Below are 18,193 nucleotides of genomic sequence, written 5' to 3'. Positions count from 1 at the left end.
GCCCTTTATAATTCGGGTCGTCGGTCGTCCGGCGGTCACTCGACCGCCGCTCCGAACTCGTCCTTTTGTCCTCATCGCCTGTCATACGCTTCCTCCCCACCACAAAGGAAAACAGAAGCGACCCCGCGCGCAATAACTCATAAATTGGTTAAGAAGACAAGCAGCGGCGGGAATAGGCCATTGTGGGTAGCGTCGGGTTTGGGGTGGCAAGCGGACGTTGCCTTCACCCCACTTCGTCATCCCGGACTTGATCCGGGATCCCGCTTTTTGACGCACTCAATGGCTTCGGCATCAGGCGGGACCCCGGGTCAAGTCGGACGAGTCACGCGCCTCGTCCGAGGATGACGACGATGATTATCCTTCTTGCCCATATGTGTACCCCGGCGAAGGCCGGGGTCCAGGGCTTTGGAGAGCCGACCTATGTTGGCCCCGCTCTGGACCCGGCCTTCGCCGGGGTACATATTTCTAACGGTAGCTTCCGGTCGAAAGCTGCCCACGCATCAGATCATCTGAAACGACCCGCTCTTCTCGAAAGCGGTAAATGCCTCGACGCTTCGGCGCATATTCTCGAGCATCGGGGGCAGGTCGTCCGGGCGATACCAACGCAGATCCAGCGTTTCCGAGCCGTCGGCGGTCACATCGCCGTCAAATTCGGTCGCAAAGAACATCATGACGAAGAACTGGCAAACATCGCCGTTCGGGAAGCGCACCGTCTCATATTCCGGATCGCTGCCGAAACCGAAGGGCACCGGATTTCGAATGCGAAGTCCGGTTTCCTCAAGCGTCTCGCGGACGGCCACCTCCGTCAGATCCTCGCCCTCCTCCGCATTTCCGCCGGGAAGTCCCCACACGCCGAAGTCGCTTCGATGTTGCAGGAGAATCGATCCGTCGCCGCGGACTATCACGACGCGCGCGCCCGGGACGAGGAGGCAGCGGCTCCCAACGAGCGAACGCAGCTTTCCAAGATAGCTGTCCGCGAAACTCATCGGACGGCCCGCTATCCAGCGTCGACGGGCACCGCATTATCGACCGCCGCGACCGGCCGCGACAATACCCACCAGCTGCCGATCATCAGCAGCACGGTCAGCGCCTCAATGATCATCGCCTGCACGATCCCCGTGTTCACCGCATCGCCGCTCGCCACCCCGAACAAGCGGCCGGCGAGCGCGGTGCCGTAAAGCGCGGCGGGCACCAGCAGCGCGCGCAGCCAGCCCGGCACCAGCGCGCCGGTCGCGGCCGCGCCCGCGGCGACAAGGAAAAAGGCCGACAGGTCGGCGCGGATCGTATTGGTCGCCGGGCCCTCGACCAATATGCCAAAGGTCTCGGTATAGCTCGCGGGGTCGAACAACCCGCGCGCGCCGACGATGACAAAGAACAGCGCCCACAGCAGGACGGCGCCGCGCAAGACCCAATTGACCATCATTCTTCTCCCCGATTTGCCGGCAGGCTGCGGCATCGGAGAAAAAAGTGCAATCTATTCCGGGTTAAACATCGTCCGCCGCGAACGTCTCTTCGATCCAGCCGCCGCCCAGCACGCGCGAATTGTCGGCGGCATCGTACAGCACCGCCGCCTGCCCCGGCGCGACGCCATATTCGGGCGTCGCAAAGATCAGCCGGTCGCCCGCGACGCGCGCGGGCACCGGCTTCGCCATGCTGCGCACCTTCGCCAGCACGGCGCGCCCGTCGACCGCGCCCAGCCAGTTCGCTTCGCCCAGCCGCGCACCCGACACCGCGAGCGCGCGCCGCGGCCCGACGATCACCGCCTTCGTCGCGGCTTCGAGGCGCACCACGTACAATGGTTCGGCCTGCCCGCCGATCTCGATCCCGCGCCGCTGCCCGACGGTATAATGAATCAGGCCCTTGTGCGCGCCGAGCACGGTGCCGTCGACATGGACGATGTCGCCCTGATCGTCGGCCTCGGGACGCAGCTTGCGCACCAGCGTCGCATAATCGCCATCGGGGACGAAGCAGATGTCCTGGCTGTCGGGCTTGCCCGCGACGCCGAGCCCCAGATCGCGCGCGATCTCGCGCACCACGCTCTTCTCAAGGCCGCCCAAGGGAAAGCGCAGAAAGTCGAGCTGGTCCTGCGTCGTCGCGAACAGGAAATAGCTCTGGTCGCGCGCCGGATCGACCGCACGGTGCAGTTCGGCGCCCGCCGGGCCCATCACACGCCGGACATAATGGCCCGTCGCAAGGCAATCGGCTCCCAGCTCTTTCGCGAGCCGGAACAGGTCGGTGAACTTCACCCCCATATTGCAGCGCACGCACGGGATCGGCGTCCGGCCCGACAAATATTCGTCGGCGAACTGGTCGATCACCGTGTCGCGGAAACGGCTTTCATGGTCATAGACGTGATGCGCGAAGCCCAGCCGGTCGGCGACCGCGCGCGCGTCGCGGATGTCCTGCCCGGCGCAGCAGGCACCGACGCGCTTCGCCTTGGCGCCATGATCATAGAGCTGGAGCGTCACGCCGATCACCTCGGCGCCCGATCGCGCGGCGAGCGCGGCGACGACGCTCGAGTCGACTCCGCCCGACATCGCGACAACGATTCGCCGGTCCTTGAGCGGCGAAGCGAGCTGAAAGTCGGCCTGGGCGAGCCCGGCGGGGGAAGGAATCGTCGCAATCATGGTCGGCGCCATCTAGGGACGCGAATGCAAAAAAGCCAGCTTTTCCGCGCAAAGTGTCAAGATATTGACGGGGATTAAGCTTCGCTAACGGGTTCTGAAACGGGCATTTACGGGACCTTAGCTCCTCTGGCGTAGACGAGTCGCATGAACTTCGTTCCGTCCGATCTTCCGCGCATCGCCGGCGCGGCCAAGCTGTCAAAGCCCGGCTTCGACATCATATTGGCCGTGTCCAGCGCACGCCAGGCCGCCCTGCCGACGGTGCGGCAGCTCAGGACGCAGGCGCATCGCGAACGCCATGCCGCGAAGCTTAACGCCGTGCGCCACATATTTTGCGGGACGCGCGCAACAGCGGAACAAAAAGCCCCGCGCGTCGTTCGTTTCTTCGATTTATCCGACGATGCGAACGCCCTGCCCGAAACTATGAACGGCCTGTTTACCAGAGGATTTCAGCCGATGTTGAATCCCTCGGATCTAGATATGAATGCGTCGGGCACACCCCCCTCCGACGGTAATAATGTGGAATGACTATGATCGAGAATCAGAAAATCCGGCCCGCACAGGTTATCGGCCCCCTCGGAGAGCCCTTGACGCTGGACTCGCTGCCGCCGCCGACGACGACCCGCTGGGTCGTTCGCCGCAAGGCAGAGGTCGTCGCGGCCGTTAACGGCGGACTCCTGTCCGTCGACGAAGCGTGCGAACGCTATGGGCTGACCCTCGAGGAATTTGCCGGCTGGCAGCGGTCGATCGACCGCAGCGGCATGCCCGGACTGCGCGTCACGCGCATCCAGCATTACCGCGACCTCTACGAGCGCCAACAGCGCTTCTAAAGGCCGCGGGACCGGACCAGACATGAGAGAGGGCGCTTCGGGCGCCCTCTTTTTTTGCCTGCCGTACACGGACTGGCAAAAAGCCGGGGCGATCCGGGCCGGCCTTAGCAACGCCCATATCAGAAAAGAAATACACGCGATTTCATTAGCTTGACAATTTCATTGCAACCCTTGCGTTCACCCCGCGTTAAGCCCCCAAGTCAACTTTGGGAGTCATTCAATATGCGTAAGATGTTCATCACCCTCGCCGCCACCTCGGCCCTCGCGCTCGGCGCCTGCCAGAGCCCGGCTGCCGACAAGGTCGAGGATCAGGCCGAAGCCAAGGCCGACGTGATCGACGAGCAGGCCGACGCCATGCCCGAGGGCGCGGCCAAGGAAGCAACCGAAGCGAAGGCCGACGCGGTCGAAGCCGCCGGTGAGGAAAAGGCCAACGCGATGGACGATAGCGGCGAGATCGCGCCGTCGGAAGTCGCCCCCACCACGCCGCCGGCCGACCCCGCCAAGAAATAAGGGCTGCCTCCCCTAAAGGGCAGGGTGAAGGGCGCCGGATGATTCCGGCGCCCTTTATCGTGCGCGGCCTATTTTCGCGAACCTGTGATCTCGATCACCGTCGCCCCGCGCAATCGCAGATATTGACCCTGAATGGGACGGGAACTCGCTTTCAGCGACCCATTTCACGGACCACCCTCCCGCCGCCACCAGCGACCCAGGGCGGCGGGAGGGACTAGCCGCTGGCTTGTTCCAGCAGGCGCAGCACATCCTGCACCCCCGGCGCATCGTCATCGGCGCGCAGCGCCGCGATCGCCGCCGCGACGTCGAGCCTATAGTCCGCGACCCCCGCCGACTCGCCCGCCCACGCCGCATCCATCGATTTCACCAGCCGCCGCGCCGCGGCATTTTCCGACAGCATATGCACCTCGAGCATATCAAGCCCCTCGGCATGGCAATGGACGAGCAGCGCCGCGGTCATCATCCGCGCCAGCCCCCGCCCCTGGAATGCGTCGAGCACCGCAATCGAAAATTCGCCCACCGGCCCGTCATGCCGATGGCGCACCGCATGCACCGCGCCGATCGGCGGCTGCCCCGGGCATTCGGTGCAGATCGCGCCCCACGCGATATGGTCGTGCCCGTCGACATCGGCGAGCCGCTCGACCACCGCATCGGGCAGCACCGGCGCGGGCGAGAAAAAGCGCAGATAGCGCGACTCCGCCGACAGCTTCGCAATCCCCTCGCGGATCAGCGGCGCATCGTCGGGGGTGATCGTGCGCAGGCACACCGCGGTGCCATCGTTCAGCGTGCAGTGCACCGCGATATCCTCGATCCGCGGCGCCACCCGCGCCCCTGCCTGCTTGTCCATTCCGGTCATCGCGGCCTCCTGCCCGCGCACGATAGGGGCGCCGCGCCCCGCCCGCAATCCACCGCTTGGCGGCGCGCCCTACGCATTTTTCCCCCGCCATAATCGGTGAAATGTTGAAAGCCGGACCACCCTTAACTTTGGTAATGTTGCACCTCGAAGTCGAAAAGGTTGCACGTCTGTGATCCACGCCCACCCGGACAGCGACACACGCTATGAAGTGCTCGGCGACCGCCTCGCGCGGCTGCGTCAGGCACGGGGGCTCAGCAAGACCGACATCGCCGGCCGGCTCGGCGTCACCGTCACCTCGATCTGCTATTGGGAACAGGGCCGCTCGCGTCCGCGGCTCGCGCGGCTGGAGGCGCTTGCCGACCTCCTCGGCACCTCGCCCACCGAGCTCCTGAGCCGCGACAGCGCGCCGGGCAGCGACCATCTTTCGGACCTCGTGACCCGTATGCGCGCCGAAATCGCCCACGCCGCGGGCACCACCCCGTCGAAGGTGCGCATCACCATCGAGATGTAGGCGCCCGCCGCCACCCCCTCCCCCTTCGTCGCCCCGCCCCTGACACGGGGCGGCGTTGGGCGCATGCCTCTCCATTTTCCCCTTTCCTACATTGTTCCCATATGGTTCGTTTATGAAATTCAAACGAACCACAGGAACTAAGCCCATGAAACAGGAAATCCTCCCGCCCCTCCCCGCCGTCATCGACGCGGAGGCTGACCCCGCCATCGATCCCGATGCTCTCCCCGAAGAACTCGCCTTCACCCCCGTCGAACAGCGCACCAAGCGCTGGACCGGCATCACCGCGCAGAAACAGCGGATGTTCATCGCGCATCTCGCCGCGACCGGCGCGGTGAGCATGGCGGCAAAGATCGCGGGCCACTCGACCTCGGCCTTCTACCAGCTACGCAAACGCGACGACGCCGGCAGCTTCGCCGCCGCGTGGGACCGCGCGGTCGAGGCGGGCGCGCGCCGCGTCGCCGATCTGCTCATGGAATATGCGATCTACGGCGTGCCCGAGACGATCTCGAAGGAGGGCCGCGTCATCCTCGAACGCCGCCGGCCGAACGTGCGCGCGATGCAGCATATCGCCGCGAGCCGCTTTCCCGAGAGCTTCGGCGCGGGCATCAACCCCGTCGATGCCCCCGCCACCGCCCTCCCGCACGCGGTCCGCCGCCTGCGCGAGAAATGGCAGGCCGAGTGGGAGGCCGAGCGCCAGGCGCGCCTGATGGAACGCAATGCCCGCGCGAACCGGCAGGACACCGACCTCGACGACCGCCTCCGCATCATCCGCACCGCCTATCAGCGCAAGATTTCGCACGACCCGGTCAAGCGCGCCGCGTGGGACCTGCTCACCGGCCCCGGAACCGATTGGGCCGCGGTGCGAAAAGCCGACGCCTATATCAACCCGCAGAAGCACGAATGGCACATGCACCACCCCGACATGATCGTCCCGCTGTCGGCGGGTGCGGGCAATGTCGACTGGGAGGAGGCCGAGGGCGGCGACCTGTCGAACCCCGCCCCGCCGCCCGCCGACCATGTCCGCTGGACCGAGGGCGGCGAAGAGGACGAGCTGTGGTTCGACCGCTTCGAGGAGCATATGATCGAGGGCGAGGCGGGCGAAAGCGACCTCGCCAGCGGCAAGATCACCCGCGGCGACATGCGCGCCGCCGCCAACCGCCTGCGCGAGCGTGCCGAGGGCTGGCAACAGGCGCGCCAGCCCGTGATCCAGCACCCCCACGAGTTCCTCGCCGACACCCACAGCCAAAGCGGCCCGACCAGCCGCGACCGCGACGCCGCCCGCCGCCGCGCCGAGCGCGAGATCGCGGCGCTCGAACGCGAATGGAACGCCGCCTACAGCGAGGCGAGCTGGGCGGCGTGGAAGGCGGGAGGGCCGGCGCCCGGCGCGCGCCAGGCGGAAGACGAAGCATGAGCCTCGACCGCCGCCTCCGCGAAGGCGCCTCCACCCCGAAACCGGCTCCGCCCGCTTCGGCCGAAGGGTCGAGATCGAATGGATCCAGCTGCGCGAGCCCTATGGCGGCTGGGTCCCCTACGAAGGCTTCCAGCCCGAAAAGGCCCAGACCTGCCTCTCCATCGGCCGCCTGATCCACGACGATGATTGCGTGAAGGTCCTCGACGGATCGGCGATGATCGTCGGCGACGAGGAACGACTGATGCTGAGCGGCGTGATCGAGATTCCGGCGCGGTGCGTGGTGCGGATTGTGCGATTGGAGGAGGCGATGACACGATAGGCTAAGTTCAGGGAGGATGAACTTTCCTTTAAGCTGACTATTCTTAGATAATGGATAATCGTTCGCAGGAGAGTCGCAGCCAGTTGATGGCGAAGGTCGGCTCGAAGAATACAAAGCCCGAAATCGAAGTGCGGTCCTTGCTTCACCGGCTTGGGTATCGCTTTCGCCTGCATCGGAAGGAATTGCCGGGTAAGCCCGACATCGTTTTCAAACGACGCCGTAAGGCCATTTTTGTGCACGGATGCTTCTGGCACGGGCACGGCTGTCGGATAGGAAAACTTCCGAAATCCAATCTTGGATTCTGGCATGAGAAGATCGAACGAAACCGCAAACGCGACGCCGAGAAACGGTCCGAATTGGAGCAGCTTGGATGGTCAGTCGAAGAGATATGGCAATGCGAAATCAAGAATAATCAATTGCTTGAAGAGAGGTTGCAGAAATTTCTCGGACCCACAAATTCGATCGACATTCCCTAAATGTTCTGCTACGAACGCTCTACGAGATTCGAAGGGAGTTTAAAATGAGGCCAATCGGGATCGACCTTTTCGCCGGTGCTGGCGGGATGAGTCTCGGCTTCGAACAAGCTGGTTTTGACATTGTCGCGGCTGTAGAAATTGATCCGGTCCATTGCGCTGTCCATAAATTCAATTTTCCTCATTGTGCCGTCATGCCGCGCTCGGTTGTTGGACTGACCGGTAGCGAAATTCGAGTTGCAGCCGGAATCGGCAAACGGCGTGTCGACGTTGTTTTCGGCGGCGCACCCTGTCAGGGATTCTCGATGATCGGGCAACGAGCGCTCGATGATCCCCGCAATGCACTTGTGCGGGACTTCTTACGGATCGTCGCCGAATTGGACGCGACCTACTTCGTATTTGAAAATGTAAAGGGACTGACGATCGGCAAACACCGCCAGTTTCTGGACGAGATCGTCGCCACAGCAAACGAACTAGGTTACGATGTGCTGTCGCCATGGCGCGTGCTCGACGCTGCCCATTTTGGTGTTCCGCAGCATCGTGAGCGTCTATTCCTGTATGGCGCAAAGCGGCCGAAAGCACTGCCTAGCTATCCCCAACAAACAACCAAAGCGGCCGATGGCCGCGGCAAGGCCCCCGCGACACTCCCTCTGGGGCCGAACGTGTTCCAAGCGCTATCGGATATTCCCGATGCCGACCTATTCGAAGCCCTATTCCACACCGACGAAATTCGGCCCGATGCTTGGGGCAATCCGAGCCCCTATGCTAGCGAGCTACGCTGCCTGACCAACAACGCTTGGCATTTTGGCTACGTGAGACAATGGGATCCATCGTTGCTGACCTCGAGCGCCCGAACGGACCATACCGACATTTCGCGAAGGCGTTTCGCAGCTACAACCGGAGGCGACACCGAACCCGTGTCACGATTCTATAGACTCGCCCCGGAGGGCCTCAGCAATACATTGCGCGCCGGAACCGACGGTGCGCGAGGCGCCTTCACCAGCCCACGACCGATCCACCCCGAACACCCGCGCTGTGTAACGGTGCGAGAAATGGCACGACTTCACGGCTATCCCGACTGGTTCCGTTTTAACGAAACTAAGTGGCATGGTGCACGCCAGATCGGCAATTCAGTTCCGCCTCCGCTCGCTCGCGAAGTCGCGGCAAAGGTTTTGGAATCTATGGGCACAGCGCCGGAAACGCCGTTCGAAACGTTAAGCTTAGGCGATACAGCTTTGCTGCGAATGAATCTATCGCAGGCTGCTGAGCATTTTGGAGTAGCAGCGATTCCGTCCAAACGAGATCGTAAAAGCGGCGCCGTAAAACGCCGGCAACACGAAATTGAAGCCGAACAACTTGCGAGGCGCGCATATGGCCGATGACGCGGCTCCCGACGAGATAGAAACGCCCGCATCGCCAAAGCGCACAGCGGCCTACAAATCCATAATTCTCGACATTTTCCAGCGCTTTTATAATAATGGCGATACGGAGTTTGAGTTCCATCGCGATGACATAGCTGTAGCCGTCGAACGAACAGGCGTAAAAAGCCCAAAAAATCCTGGTGATGTAATATATGCTTTTCGGCATCGGACTGCATTGCCGAAGCCCATTTTAGACACGCAACCCGACGGCCTTTATTGGCTAATCTTAGGAGCTGGCGACGCGCAATACAGGTTTAGATTGAGTCGCCTGTCTCATTTGGTCCCTACGCCCGGCCTTATGATTCGAAAAATTCCTGATGCAACACCAGGAATCATAAATCAACACGCGCTGACTCAAGAACAAGCCCTGCTTGCCAAGGTAAGATACAATAGACTTGTCGATATTTTTCTTGGAATTACAGCATACAGTCTCCAAAATCACCTTCGAACCAAGATCGTTAACTACGGCCAAATAGAGATAGATGAGCTATACATTGGAGTTGACAGCAATGCGGCTCAATATATCGTCCCGGTACAAGCAAAGGGAGGGAACGACAAGCTTGGGGTGATACAGACTATTCAAGACGTGACGTTTTGCAGAGTTGGGAACAGCGCAGGAAATAAATACGAAAACTTGATACCGAGAGCGGTGTCGACACAGTTTATGAGCGATGACGTGATAGCGATGTTCGAGCTCGTTTTCGACGGAAGCGACGTATCGATCGTGCAGGAAAAGCACTATCGGCTGGTCGACGCCTCGGAAGTAACACTCGCGGAGCTTAAACTGTATTCCCAAGGCTAGGACATCGAAGGGGCGAACGGCCCGGCAGCTTCAACCACCCTGCCCCATTTTTCCTTAGCAAATCAGGCATCATCCCCCATCCGCAGCGCCGCAATAAATGCCTCCTGCGGGATATTGACGTTGCCATATTCGCGCATCCGCTTCTTGCCCTCTTTCTGCTTTTCGAGCAGCTTCTTCTTACGGGTCGCGTCGCCGCCATAGCACTTCGCCGTCACGTCCTTGCGCAGCGCGGCGATCGTTTCGCGGGCAATCACCTTGCCGCCGATCGCGGCCTGGATCGGGATCTTGAACATGTGGCGCGGGATCAGGTCCTTCAGCCGCTCGCACATGCCGCGGCCGCGCGTTTCGGCGGTGCCGCGGTGGACGATCATGGAGAGCGCGTCGACCGGCTCGTTGTTGACGAGAATGCTCATCTTGACGAGGTCGCCGGGGCGGTGGCCGATCTGGTGATAGTCGAAGCTGGCGTAGCCGCGGCTGATGCTCTTCAACCGGTCATAGAAATCGAACACGACTTCGTTGAGCGGCAGTTCATAGGTGATCTGCGCGCGGCCGCCCACATAGGTCAGATTCTTCTGCACCCCGCGGCGGTCCTGGCACAGTTTCAGGATCGGGCCGAGATATTCGTCGGGCACGTAAATCACCGCCTCGATCCACGGTTCCTGGATCTCGTCGATGCGGTTCGGGTCGGGCATGTCGGCGGGGTTGTGGAGCTCGATTTCCTTCGCCGCCTCATTCTTGGTGTGGCCGAGCTTCAGCTTGTACACCACCGACGGCGCGGTGGTGATCAGGTCGAGGTCATATTCGCGCGTCAGCCGCTCCTGGATGATCTCGAGGTGGAGCAAGCCGAGGAAGCCGCAGCGGAAGCCGAAGCCCAATGCGGCGCTGCTTTCCATCTCGAACGAGAAGCTCGCGTCGTTGAGACGGAGCTTCTGGATGCTCTCGCGCAATTTCTCGAAGTCGTTCGCGTCGGTCGGGAACATGCCGCAGAAGACGACGGGCTGGACTTCCTTGAACCCCGGCAGCGCCTGCGCCGCGGGCTTTTTCGCGTCGGTCACCGTGTCGCCGACGCGCGCCTGCGCGACGTCCTTGATCTGCGCGGTGATGAAGCCGATCTCGCCGGGGCCAAGCTCGGCAAGCTGCTCGATCTTCGGCGTGAAACAGCCCACGCGGTCGATCAGGTGGGTGGTGCCCGCCTGCATGAACTTGATCTGCTGGCCTTTTTTCAGCACGCCGTCGACGACGCGGATCAGGATGACGACGCCGAGGTACGGGTCGTACCAGCTGTCGACGAGCATCGCGACGAGCGGCGCGGTTGCATCGCCCTTTGGCGGCGGGATGCGCGTGACGATCGCCTCGAGCGCTTCCTCGATGCCGATCCCGGCCTTGGCGCTGGCAAGCACCGCGTCGTCGGCGGGCAGCCCGATGATGTCCTCGATCTCGGCCTTCACCTTGTCGACGTCGGCCGCGGGCAGGTCGATCTTGTTGATCACGGGCACGATTTCATGGTCGTGCTCGATCGACTGATAGACGTTCGCGAGCGTCTGCGCCTCGACCCCCTGCGCCGCATCGACCACCAGCAGCGCGCCCTCGCACGCCGCGAGCGACCGCGACACTTCATAGGCGAAGTCGACGTGGCCCGGCGTGTCCATCAGGTTGAGCTCATACGTCTCGCCGTCGTGCGCCTTATACTTCAGGCGCACCGTCTGCGCCTTGATCGTGATCCCGCGCTCCTTCTCGATATCCATATTATCAAGGACTTGCGCCGACATCTCGCGCGCGGTCAGCCCGCCCGTGAACTGGATCAGCCGGTCGGCGAGCGTCGACTTGCCATGGTCGATGTGCGCAATGATGGAGAAGTTGCGGATATGGGAAAGAGGCGTGGTCATGCGCCGCGCCCTAGCAGCCGAAAGCCGCGCTGTCAGCAGGGGAAGCTACAGCGCAAGCCAGCGCCGGCAATCGTCGCGAACGCGGGCGTCGCAGTCGGCCATGCCGCGCTCCAGAACCGCAGCTCGCGCGTTGCCCTCTTCCACCGCCGCCAGCGCCCCAATCGCATTCGCGCGCGCCCTTGGGACCGGATGCGCCTTCGCGAACTGCTCCGCCACATCCTTCCCATTCCCGGTCAAATGCACCGCGCAGCGGAGCACCATCTCGCTGCTCGTCAGCGTCGGGCGCTTGGCGATCGTTCCGTGCTCGAGGTCGACGATATATTGATCGCGCCAGGGGACCTGCTCGCCCTCGTCCATGATGTTGAGGCTAACCGAGAGGCTTGGCGGCGGGAGCTGGCTGTGGATGTCGCGGTGGGCGCGGTAGAGCATCATCTTGCCTTCGCTGAGGCTGTAGCGCTCGACGAATTTGAGGTTCAGCGGCTCGCCGAGGCGGCCGTCGACGGTTTCGGGGTCATAGTCATAATAGTCGCTGACATAACCGGGGCCGAAATAACCCGCGGTGAGGAAGTGGAAATTATGGTCGTGCGGGACGCCGTAGGAGAAGGCTGCCGGGCCGCTCGCGGTGTAGGCGGCGTCGCGCTCGGAGGGCCACATGTTGGCGCGGAGGTAAAAACCGCGCGGGCTGCGGTGGAGGAGGAAGACCTGCGCCGTGTAGCGGTTGATTTCGAGCTGGTCGGCGTAGCTCGCCTTGAGCGCGTCGATCACGCGGTCGGTGAGGAAGTCGGGGTTGCGTTGGAGGCCGGCGAGGAGGTCAGCGCAGCGCGCGATGCTGTCCTCGTCGGCGAGGTCGACGCCGCTTTCATCGAGGCGCGCGGTCACCTCTTCGATATCGAGCGCGGGGCCCGCAAGCGGTTCGATCAGGCGGGGCATGCGGTTGGCCCCTTCGCATGGGGCGCGGGTTTGGGGGTGGAGGGCGCCGGGCTTGTGCAAGGCCCCGGCCCTCCACCCCCCTCCCGCCCCGTCTCACCGGAAGGCAGGGAGAAGAGCGCGTGCGTCGCCGCCGCGGCGCGCCGAACCTCGGGATGCGGATCGCTCGCCGCCATCGCGCTGAGGTGCGGAAGCGCCGCCGCGGGGTCGAGCGCGACGAGTTCGCGCATCGCGTTCCAGCGCGCGGCGAAGTCCTCGCTCGCCGTCTCGGCGACGAAAAGCGGCGCGGCATCGGTCCTGCCATGCTGGCGGAGCAGCGCGAGGGCCATCTGGCGGAAGCTGCTGTCGCGGCGCGACGCGCTGACGTGGGTCAGGCGACCGCTTGCGATGTCATATGCGCGGATCGGAAGCCGCGACGGCGGCTGGACGTTGAGTTCGACGAAGAGGATGTCACGGGGGACGCCCGCGCGCCCGTGCTGAAGCGTGAAGCTTTGGCGCGCGGTGTCGAGGATCAGCGTCTCGCCTGTCCGCAGCGGACGCGGCGGCCGGCTATGGCACGGGGCGGCGTTCTTAGCGGTGCATCCGCCGGCATCCTCGGCCCCGCTGACCGTCACGGCATGCGCGCGAAGCTCTGCCCCGCCACTTTCGAGCACATGGATCGCTGCGCGGCCGGGGACGAAGACCGCGGTGGCAGGCGCGGCACTATTCGCGGTAAACGGCCGCAACTGGAGCGTCAGGCGGATCGCCCCATGATCGGCGAGGACCAGCCCGCCGGCGCCGCCATCGCCGCCGCCGACCATCCGCAGCGGCGGACGCGCAAAAGGGTCGGCGGCAAGCAGCGCCAGCGCTGCATCGAGCCGGCCGCGAAGCCAGCCAGTGTCGGAGAGCCACGGAAGCAGGCGCGATATCGCGACGTCGGCGGGGGCATCGGCGAGCGCCGCGATGGCGGTTACCAATCCGTCGGGGGCGTTGTCGGCCGATTTCCACGCAGTGTCGAGGTCGGTGACCGCGCGGCGCATCGCCAGACTGCGTGCGGCATCGGCGCGGGGGAAATGGTCGTGGCGGGATGGCATGCCGTGCATCGCGAAAGGCGCGGGAACGGAGGGCGCCGGGTTGGTGACGCCGCCCGTTCCCGCCGCAGCTCAGTCGTATACGATCATCGCGATGGCGACGGCGAGTTCGAACACCGACGGCCCCGACGATGCACTTTCGCCCACAAGCGAGCCGAACAATCCGACCGCGGTGTCGAGCAACGGCAGCGCCTCGATATCGATGGTTGGCAGACCCATATTCCCCCTCCTGTCTTGATCGGCGACGCGACCTGCCGCCGGGGAACAGAGCTAGGAAGGTGCGGGCGCGCTTCACAGTTAACTTATCGTAATCGCAGGCCATGCCGCTGGTCGAAGCGGGGTTGCGGCGGCGCGGACCGGGGATAGGGTGCGAGGCTCGAAACCGGGAGACCCGTCATGCGCCACACCATCGCCGCCGTCCTTTGCACGCTGTTGCTCGCCGCGCCCGCAGGGGCTGAAACCTTGCTCGTGGGTAACAAGGGCGAAGATACGCTGAGCGTCATCGCGCTGGCGTCAGGGGAGGAGCTGGTGCGGCTGCCGACGGGCAAGATGCCGCACGAGATCGCGGTCTCGCCCGACGGCAAGCAGGCGGCGGTGGTCGCCTATGGCGGCACGACGATCGACCTGTTCGACGTCGCGAGCCGGACGAAGGTCCGAACGATCGACCTCAGCCCAAACCAGCGGCCGCACGGACTGCTGTGGCTGTCCGACGGGCGGCTGGTCGCGACGACCGAAGGCAGCGAGTCGATCGCGGTGGTCGCGCCTGATGGCAAGCTGACGTCGATTTCGACCGGGCAGAAGGGGACGCATATGATCGTCGTCGCGCCCGACAATCGCACCGCTTACACCGCGAATATCGGATCGGGGACGATCAGCGTGCTCGACCTCAAAACCGCGAAGAAGCTGCGCGACCTCATCATCGGCGGCAAGCCCGAGGGGCTAGCGCTGACGAAGCGCGGGCGCGAGCTGTGGGTCGGCGACCTCGATGCGCCGCGCGTGTCGATCTGGGATACGAAGACCGGCAAGAAGATCGCCGAGCAGCCGGTCGACCCGGTTGCGATCCGCGTCCTGACGAGCCCCGACGGCAAGCTTGTCGCGACGAGCAACATCGCGAGCGGCACCATCAGCCTGTTCGACGCCGAAACGCGTGCACCGCTGAAGACCATCAAGGTGTCGGGCGAGCAGGCGAAAGGACAGGTCACGCTGTTGTTCAGTAGCGATTCGAAGCGGCTGTATGCGGCCGAGACCGGGCATGACAAGATCGCCGAGATCGACGTGGCGAGCGGCGCAGTTCTGCGCCGGATCGTCGCGGGCAAGAATGGCGACGGGCTGGCGATCGCGCCCTAGGCTTTTTCTGCCATCAGCTTGTCGCGAAACGCCGCGAGGCGCGCCACTGCCTCGTCGAGCACCGCGCCCTCCTTGGCGAAACAGAGGCGCAGGATGTGGCGCGGGCCTTCGCCTTCGAAGAGCGCCGAGACGGGGATCGAGGCGACCCCCACTTCGCGCACCGCGCGTTCGCTGAACTCGCGATCCGAAAGCGCGATCCCCGACGCGGCGAGGTCGATGCACAGGAACCAGGTCGCGGCGTTCGGCAGGACGGCGAAGCCCGCGGCGGCCAGCGCGTCGCTGAGGCGCTGACGCGTTGCGGCCCATCCGCTGCGCTGTTCCGCAAACCATCTGTCGGGTTGCGACAGCCCCTCCGCAACTGCCCATTGCAGCGCGGGCGGCGTCGTGAAGGTGAGGAACTGGTGCGCGCGGCCGAGCGCGGTCGCCAATGCGGGCGCGGCGCAGATCCAGCCGGTCTTCCATCCGGTGAGGCCGAAGATCTTGCCCGCCGAACCGATTTTCACCGCGCGTTCCGCCATGCCCGGGAAGGAGATCAGCGAACGATGCGGCGCGCCGTCGAAGCGGACATCCTCCCAAACCTCGTCGCAGATCGCGACGAGGTCGTGACGAACGCAGGTGTCGGCGATCATTGCCAGTTCGGCTTCGCTCGCAACCGTGCCCGCGGGATTGAGCGGATCGTTGAACATCAGGACGCGGGTGCGCGACGTGATCGCCGCCGAGAGTTGCTCCACGTCATAGCGCCAGTCGGGGGGCGTGAGCGCGATGGATACCGGCACGCCGCCCGCGCGGTGGACCATCGGCGCATAGCTGTCATAGGCGGGCTGGAACAGGATCACCTCGTCGCCCGGCGCGACCAGGCCAAGGATCGCCGCCGCCAGCGCCTCGGTTGCGCCCGAGGTCACGATCACTTGCTCGCGCGCCAGCGCCAGCCCTTGCCGCCGCGCATAAAAGCCGCAGATCGCGTCGCGCAGTTCGGGGAGGCCGAACGCCGGCGGATATTGGTTCGACTTTTCGGCGAACGCACGCGCCGCGGCGGCGATCATGTCGGGATACGGCGGCTCGTCGGGAAAGCCCTGCCCGAGGTTGATCGCGTCATGCGCCCGCGCAAGCCCTGACATATGCTCGAAGATCGTCGGCTCCATCGCCGCATAGAGCGGATGAACCGCGTTCGTCACCGGGTCAGCCAGAGCGACAGGCCGGGCGGCGGATCGGCGGGGCGCGCGTCGGCGATGTGGCGCACGGCATCGGCGCGCGCGCGGTCGAGGATGGCGGCGGGGACGTCCGCCGCGTGGAAGATGTGATCGGCCTCGCCGAGCAAGCGCGCGGCGCGCAACGTAAGGTCGTCGGGGTCAATGCTGGCGAGGTGGATGGTTTCAAGGCGCGATGACTGGCCCCCGGCATCTCCCGCCAGCCAGCTTTCGACCTTGTCCGCCGCTTCGGCATCGAGCGGGTCGAGCGCGCCGCCGCTTGCGAGCGCGGCGTCGATCGCGCGGCGACGGTCGGCGGCCGCGGGCCAGCGCGCTTTCATCGCGCCGCGCGCGGCATGGAGCGCTGCGGCGAGCGGGCCGAGGCGGGCGGGGAGCAAGGCTTCGATGCGCTGGCGGACGGCTTTGGCGAGGCCGGCCGAGGCTCCGCCCGTCCCGATCGCGATCGTCACCGGCGCGCGGTCGACGATCGCCGGGGTGGTGAAGTCGCAGAGAGCGGGGCGGTCGACAACGTTAACGAGAAGGCCGCGCGCGCGGAGCGCAACGGCGGCGGCGCGGGCTTCGGCGTCAACGTCGAGCGCGACGAAAGCGATCGTCGCGCCTTGTTCCCACGTCGGGACGATCCGCCCGCCAGCGCGCACGATCAGCCGCGCCTTGGCGTCGGCAGCCTCCCCCTCCCCGACCAGCACGACCGTGCGGCCGCGAAGGTTGAGGAAGATGGGAAGCTGCTCCACGTCAGTCGATCCAGTCGGGTACGCGCTCGGCGGCCATGATCGTGCCCGCCGCGATGCGGTCGGCGACGACGGCATAACGGTCGCCGTCGACGAGCACTTCGGGAACGAGGCTGCGGCTGTTATAGGTCGAGGCCATCGTCGCGCCATAAGCCCCCGCGCTGCAGAAGACCGCGAGGTCACCCGCCTCGACCTTGTCGATCAGCCGGTCGCGCGCGAAGGTGTCGCCGGTTTCGCAGACCGGCCCAACGATCGACGCGGTCATCGTCTCGCCCGACGGCTTTACCGCGACGAAATCGTGCCAGGCGTCATAGAGCGCGGGCCTGGCAAGGTCGTTCATCGCCGCGTCGACGATGACGAAGGGATGCGTTGCGCCGGGCTTCACCCACAATGTCTCGGTCAGCAAAACCCCCGAATTGCCCGCGATGACGCGGCCGGGCTCGAACATCAGTGTGACGTCCCAATCGCGCGTTACCCGCGCGACCATCGCGCCATAATCGGCGGGCGACGGCGGAATGATATTGTCGCCCGCCCGATACGGCACGCCAAGCCCGCCGCCGAGGTCGACATGGGTGATGCTGTGCCCCGCCGCGCGCAGGTCGGCGACGAGCTCGCCGACGCGCTTGAACGCCGCCTCGAACGGGGCGAGGCTAGTGAGCTGGCTGCCGATATGGACCGCGATGCCGCGCAAGTTGAGCCCCGGCAGCGCCGACAGCCGGGCGAAGATTTCGTGCGCGACGTCGATCCCGACGCCGAACTTGTTGTCGGCCTTGCCGGTCGAGATTTTGGCATGCGTGCCCGCGTCGACGTCGGGATTGACGCGCAGCACCGCGGGCGCGGTCATTTCCTTGGCGAGTGCAATCTCGGCGAGTGCGATACCCTCGGGCTCATGCTCGATGTTGAACTGGCCGATGCCCCGGTCGAGCCCCTGCGCCAGTTCGGCGCGCGTCTTGCCGACGCCCGAGAAGACGATGTCCTCGGCCGCCATGCCCGCCGCCAGCGCGCGTTCGAGCTCGCCGCCCGATACGACGTCGGCGCCATAGCCCTGCCGCGCGAGCACGCGCAGCACGCCAAGGTTGGGGTTGCTCTTGATCGCAAAGGCGAGGTGCTTCCTGGGAACATCCTTGAGCCCGTCGCGGAACGTCTGCGCATGCCGCTCCAGCGTCGCGCGCGAATAGACATAGACGGGGGTGCCGATTTCTTCGGCGATGCGCGGCAGCGGAATATCCTCGGCGTGCATAACGCCGTCGCGAAGTTCAAAATGATTCAT

Annotated in this window: 21 protein-coding genes; 10 read left to right on the top strand and 11 right to left on the bottom strand. The window is 64.7% G+C overall.

Annotation, left to right across the window (positions count from 1 at the left end; genetic code table 11):
- Nucleotides 1-500: 500 nt before the first annotated feature.
- The 3 genes from V8J55_RS09580 to mnmA form a co-directional block, all read right to left on the bottom strand.
- The gene (locus V8J55_RS09580) at nt 501-986 is read right to left on the bottom strand and encodes an NUDIX domain-containing protein (RefSeq protein ID WP_336445384.1); all 486 of its coding nucleotides are present in this window, start codon (nt 984-986) and stop codon (nt 501-503) included.
- Between the two features lie 11 nt (nt 987-997).
- Entirely contained in the window at nt 998-1,420 is a 423-nt protein-coding gene (locus V8J55_RS09575) for a hypothetical protein (RefSeq protein ID WP_336445383.1), read from the bottom strand.
- 64 nt (nt 1,421-1,484) lie between these two features.
- A complete protein-coding gene (gene mnmA, locus V8J55_RS09570) occupies nt 1,485-2,627 on the bottom strand; it encodes a tRNA 2-thiouridine(34) synthase MnmA (RefSeq protein WP_336445382.1) in 1,143 nt (380 codons plus the stop codon).
- Nucleotides 2,628-2,771: 144 nt separating this feature from the next.
- On the opposite strand from mnmA, the gene V8J55_RS09565 reads away from it, so the two are divergent.
- The 3 genes from V8J55_RS09565 (at nt 2,772) to V8J55_RS09555 (ending at nt 3,964) form a co-directional block, all read left to right on the top strand.
- A complete protein-coding gene (locus tag V8J55_RS09565; RefSeq protein WP_336445381.1) occupies nt 2,772-3,152 on the top strand; it encodes a hypothetical protein in 381 nt (126 codons plus the stop codon).
- 2 nt (nt 3,153-3,154) lie between these two features.
- A complete protein-coding gene (gene sciP, locus V8J55_RS09560; RefSeq protein ID WP_325546331.1) occupies nt 3,155-3,454 on the top strand; it encodes a CtrA inhibitor SciP in 300 nt (99 codons plus the stop codon).
- A 222-nt stretch (nt 3,455-3,676) separates the two neighbouring features.
- A complete protein-coding gene (locus V8J55_RS09555) occupies nt 3,677-3,964 on the top strand; it encodes a hypothetical protein (protein WP_037518530.1) in 288 nt (95 codons plus the stop codon).
- 214 nt (nt 3,965-4,178) lie between these two features.
- Here V8J55_RS09555 and V8J55_RS09550 read toward each other — a convergent pair whose 3' ends face one another.
- On the bottom strand, nt 4,179-4,820 hold the full coding sequence (locus tag V8J55_RS09550; RefSeq protein WP_336445380.1) for a GNAT family N-acetyltransferase: 642 nt from the start codon (nt 4,818-4,820) through the stop codon (nt 4,179-4,181).
- 169 nt (nt 4,821-4,989) lie between these two features.
- On the opposite strand from V8J55_RS09550, the gene V8J55_RS09545 reads away from it, so the two are divergent.
- The 6 genes from V8J55_RS09545 to V8J55_RS09520 all read left to right on the top strand — a co-directional run bounded on the left by V8J55_RS09545 (nt 4,990) and on the right by V8J55_RS09520 (nt 9,757).
- Complete coding sequence (locus tag V8J55_RS09545; protein WP_336445379.1) at nt 4,990-5,331, top strand: helix-turn-helix domain-containing protein; 342 nt, start codon at nt 4,990-4,992, stop codon at nt 5,329-5,331.
- A gap of 145 nt (nt 5,332-5,476) precedes the next feature.
- Nucleotides 5,477-6,742: a hypothetical protein gene (locus V8J55_RS09540; protein ID WP_336445378.1), complete on the top strand. Its 1,266-nt coding sequence runs from the start codon at nt 5,477-5,479 to the stop codon at nt 6,740-6,742.
- Nucleotides 6,743-6,932: 190 nt separating this feature from the next.
- Nucleotides 6,933-7,061, top strand: coding sequence for a hypothetical protein (locus V8J55_RS09535; RefSeq protein WP_336445377.1), 129 nt, complete (start codon nt 6,933-6,935; stop codon nt 7,059-7,061).
- Between the two features lie 50 nt (nt 7,062-7,111).
- Nucleotides 7,112-7,537 (top strand): very short patch repair endonuclease, encoded by a 426-nt coding sequence (locus tag V8J55_RS09530; RefSeq protein WP_336445376.1) that lies wholly within the window; start codon nt 7,112-7,114, stop codon nt 7,535-7,537.
- A gap of 44 nt (nt 7,538-7,581) precedes the next feature.
- A complete protein-coding gene (locus V8J55_RS09525) occupies nt 7,582-8,916 on the top strand; it encodes a DNA cytosine methyltransferase (protein ID WP_336445375.1) in 1,335 nt (444 codons plus the stop codon).
- Nucleotides 8,906-9,757 carry an endonuclease gene (locus tag V8J55_RS09520; RefSeq protein WP_336445374.1) on the top strand — a complete coding sequence of 284 codons (852 nt, stop codon included), beginning with the start codon at nt 8,906-8,908 and terminating at the stop codon, nt 9,755-9,757. The genes V8J55_RS09525 and V8J55_RS09520 overlap by 11 nt, the downstream gene beginning before the upstream one ends.
- Nucleotides 9,758-9,819: 62 nt before the next feature.
- Here the strand turns inward: V8J55_RS09520 and lepA are convergent, their stop codons facing one another.
- The 4 genes from lepA to V8J55_RS09500 form a co-directional block, all read right to left on the bottom strand.
- Nucleotides 9,820-11,643, bottom strand: a complete 1,824-nt coding sequence (lepA, locus tag V8J55_RS09515; protein WP_336445373.1) for a translation elongation factor 4 — start codon at nt 11,641-11,643, stop codon at nt 9,820-9,822.
- 45 nt (nt 11,644-11,688) lie between these two features.
- Nucleotides 11,689-12,573, bottom strand: coding sequence for a transposase (locus tag V8J55_RS09510; protein ID WP_336445372.1), 885 nt, complete (start codon nt 12,571-12,573; stop codon nt 11,689-11,691).
- Nucleotides 12,561-13,643, bottom strand: a complete 1,083-nt coding sequence (locus tag V8J55_RS09505; RefSeq protein ID WP_336445371.1) for a HEAT repeat domain-containing protein — start codon at nt 13,641-13,643, stop codon at nt 12,561-12,563. The genes V8J55_RS09510 and V8J55_RS09505 overlap by 13 nt, the downstream gene beginning before the upstream one ends.
- 69 nt (nt 13,644-13,712) lie before the next feature.
- Complete coding sequence (locus tag V8J55_RS09500; protein WP_336445370.1) at nt 13,713-13,859, bottom strand: hypothetical protein; 147 nt, start codon at nt 13,857-13,859, stop codon at nt 13,713-13,715.
- 177 nt (nt 13,860-14,036) lie between these two features.
- Between V8J55_RS09500 and V8J55_RS09495 the strand changes: the two genes are divergently transcribed.
- The gene (locus V8J55_RS09495; protein ID WP_336445369.1) at nt 14,037-14,987 is read left to right on the top strand and encodes a beta-propeller fold lactonase family protein; all 951 of its coding nucleotides are present in this window, start codon (nt 14,037-14,039) and stop codon (nt 14,985-14,987) included.
- On the opposite strand, the gene V8J55_RS09490 is transcribed toward V8J55_RS09495, so the two are convergent.
- Genes V8J55_RS09490 through lysA form a run of 3 tightly spaced genes read right to left on the bottom strand, consistent with a single transcriptional unit; the run spans nt 14,984 to nt 18,193 of the window.
- The gene (locus V8J55_RS09490; protein WP_336445368.1) at nt 14,984-16,162 is read right to left on the bottom strand and encodes an aminotransferase; all 1,179 of its coding nucleotides are present in this window, start codon (nt 16,160-16,162) and stop codon (nt 14,984-14,986) included. The genes V8J55_RS09495 and V8J55_RS09490 overlap by 4 nt on opposite strands.
- Entirely contained in the window at nt 16,159-16,926 is a 768-nt protein-coding gene (locus V8J55_RS09485; protein ID WP_336445367.1) for a precorrin-2 dehydrogenase/sirohydrochlorin ferrochelatase family protein, read from the bottom strand. The genes V8J55_RS09490 and V8J55_RS09485 overlap by 4 nt, the downstream gene beginning before the upstream one ends.
- 1 nt (nt 16,927) lies before the next feature.
- Complete coding sequence (gene lysA, locus V8J55_RS09480) at nt 16,928-18,193, bottom strand: diaminopimelate decarboxylase (RefSeq protein ID WP_336445366.1); 1,266 nt, start codon at nt 18,191-18,193, stop codon at nt 16,928-16,930.

The organism is Sphingopyxis sp. CCNWLW2, assembly GCF_037095755.1.
Lineage (GTDB): Bacteria > Pseudomonadota > Alphaproteobacteria > Sphingomonadales > Sphingomonadaceae > Sphingopyxis.
Note: the sequence above shows the minus strand (reverse complement) of the source record. Positions and strands in the feature narration are given on the sequence as shown.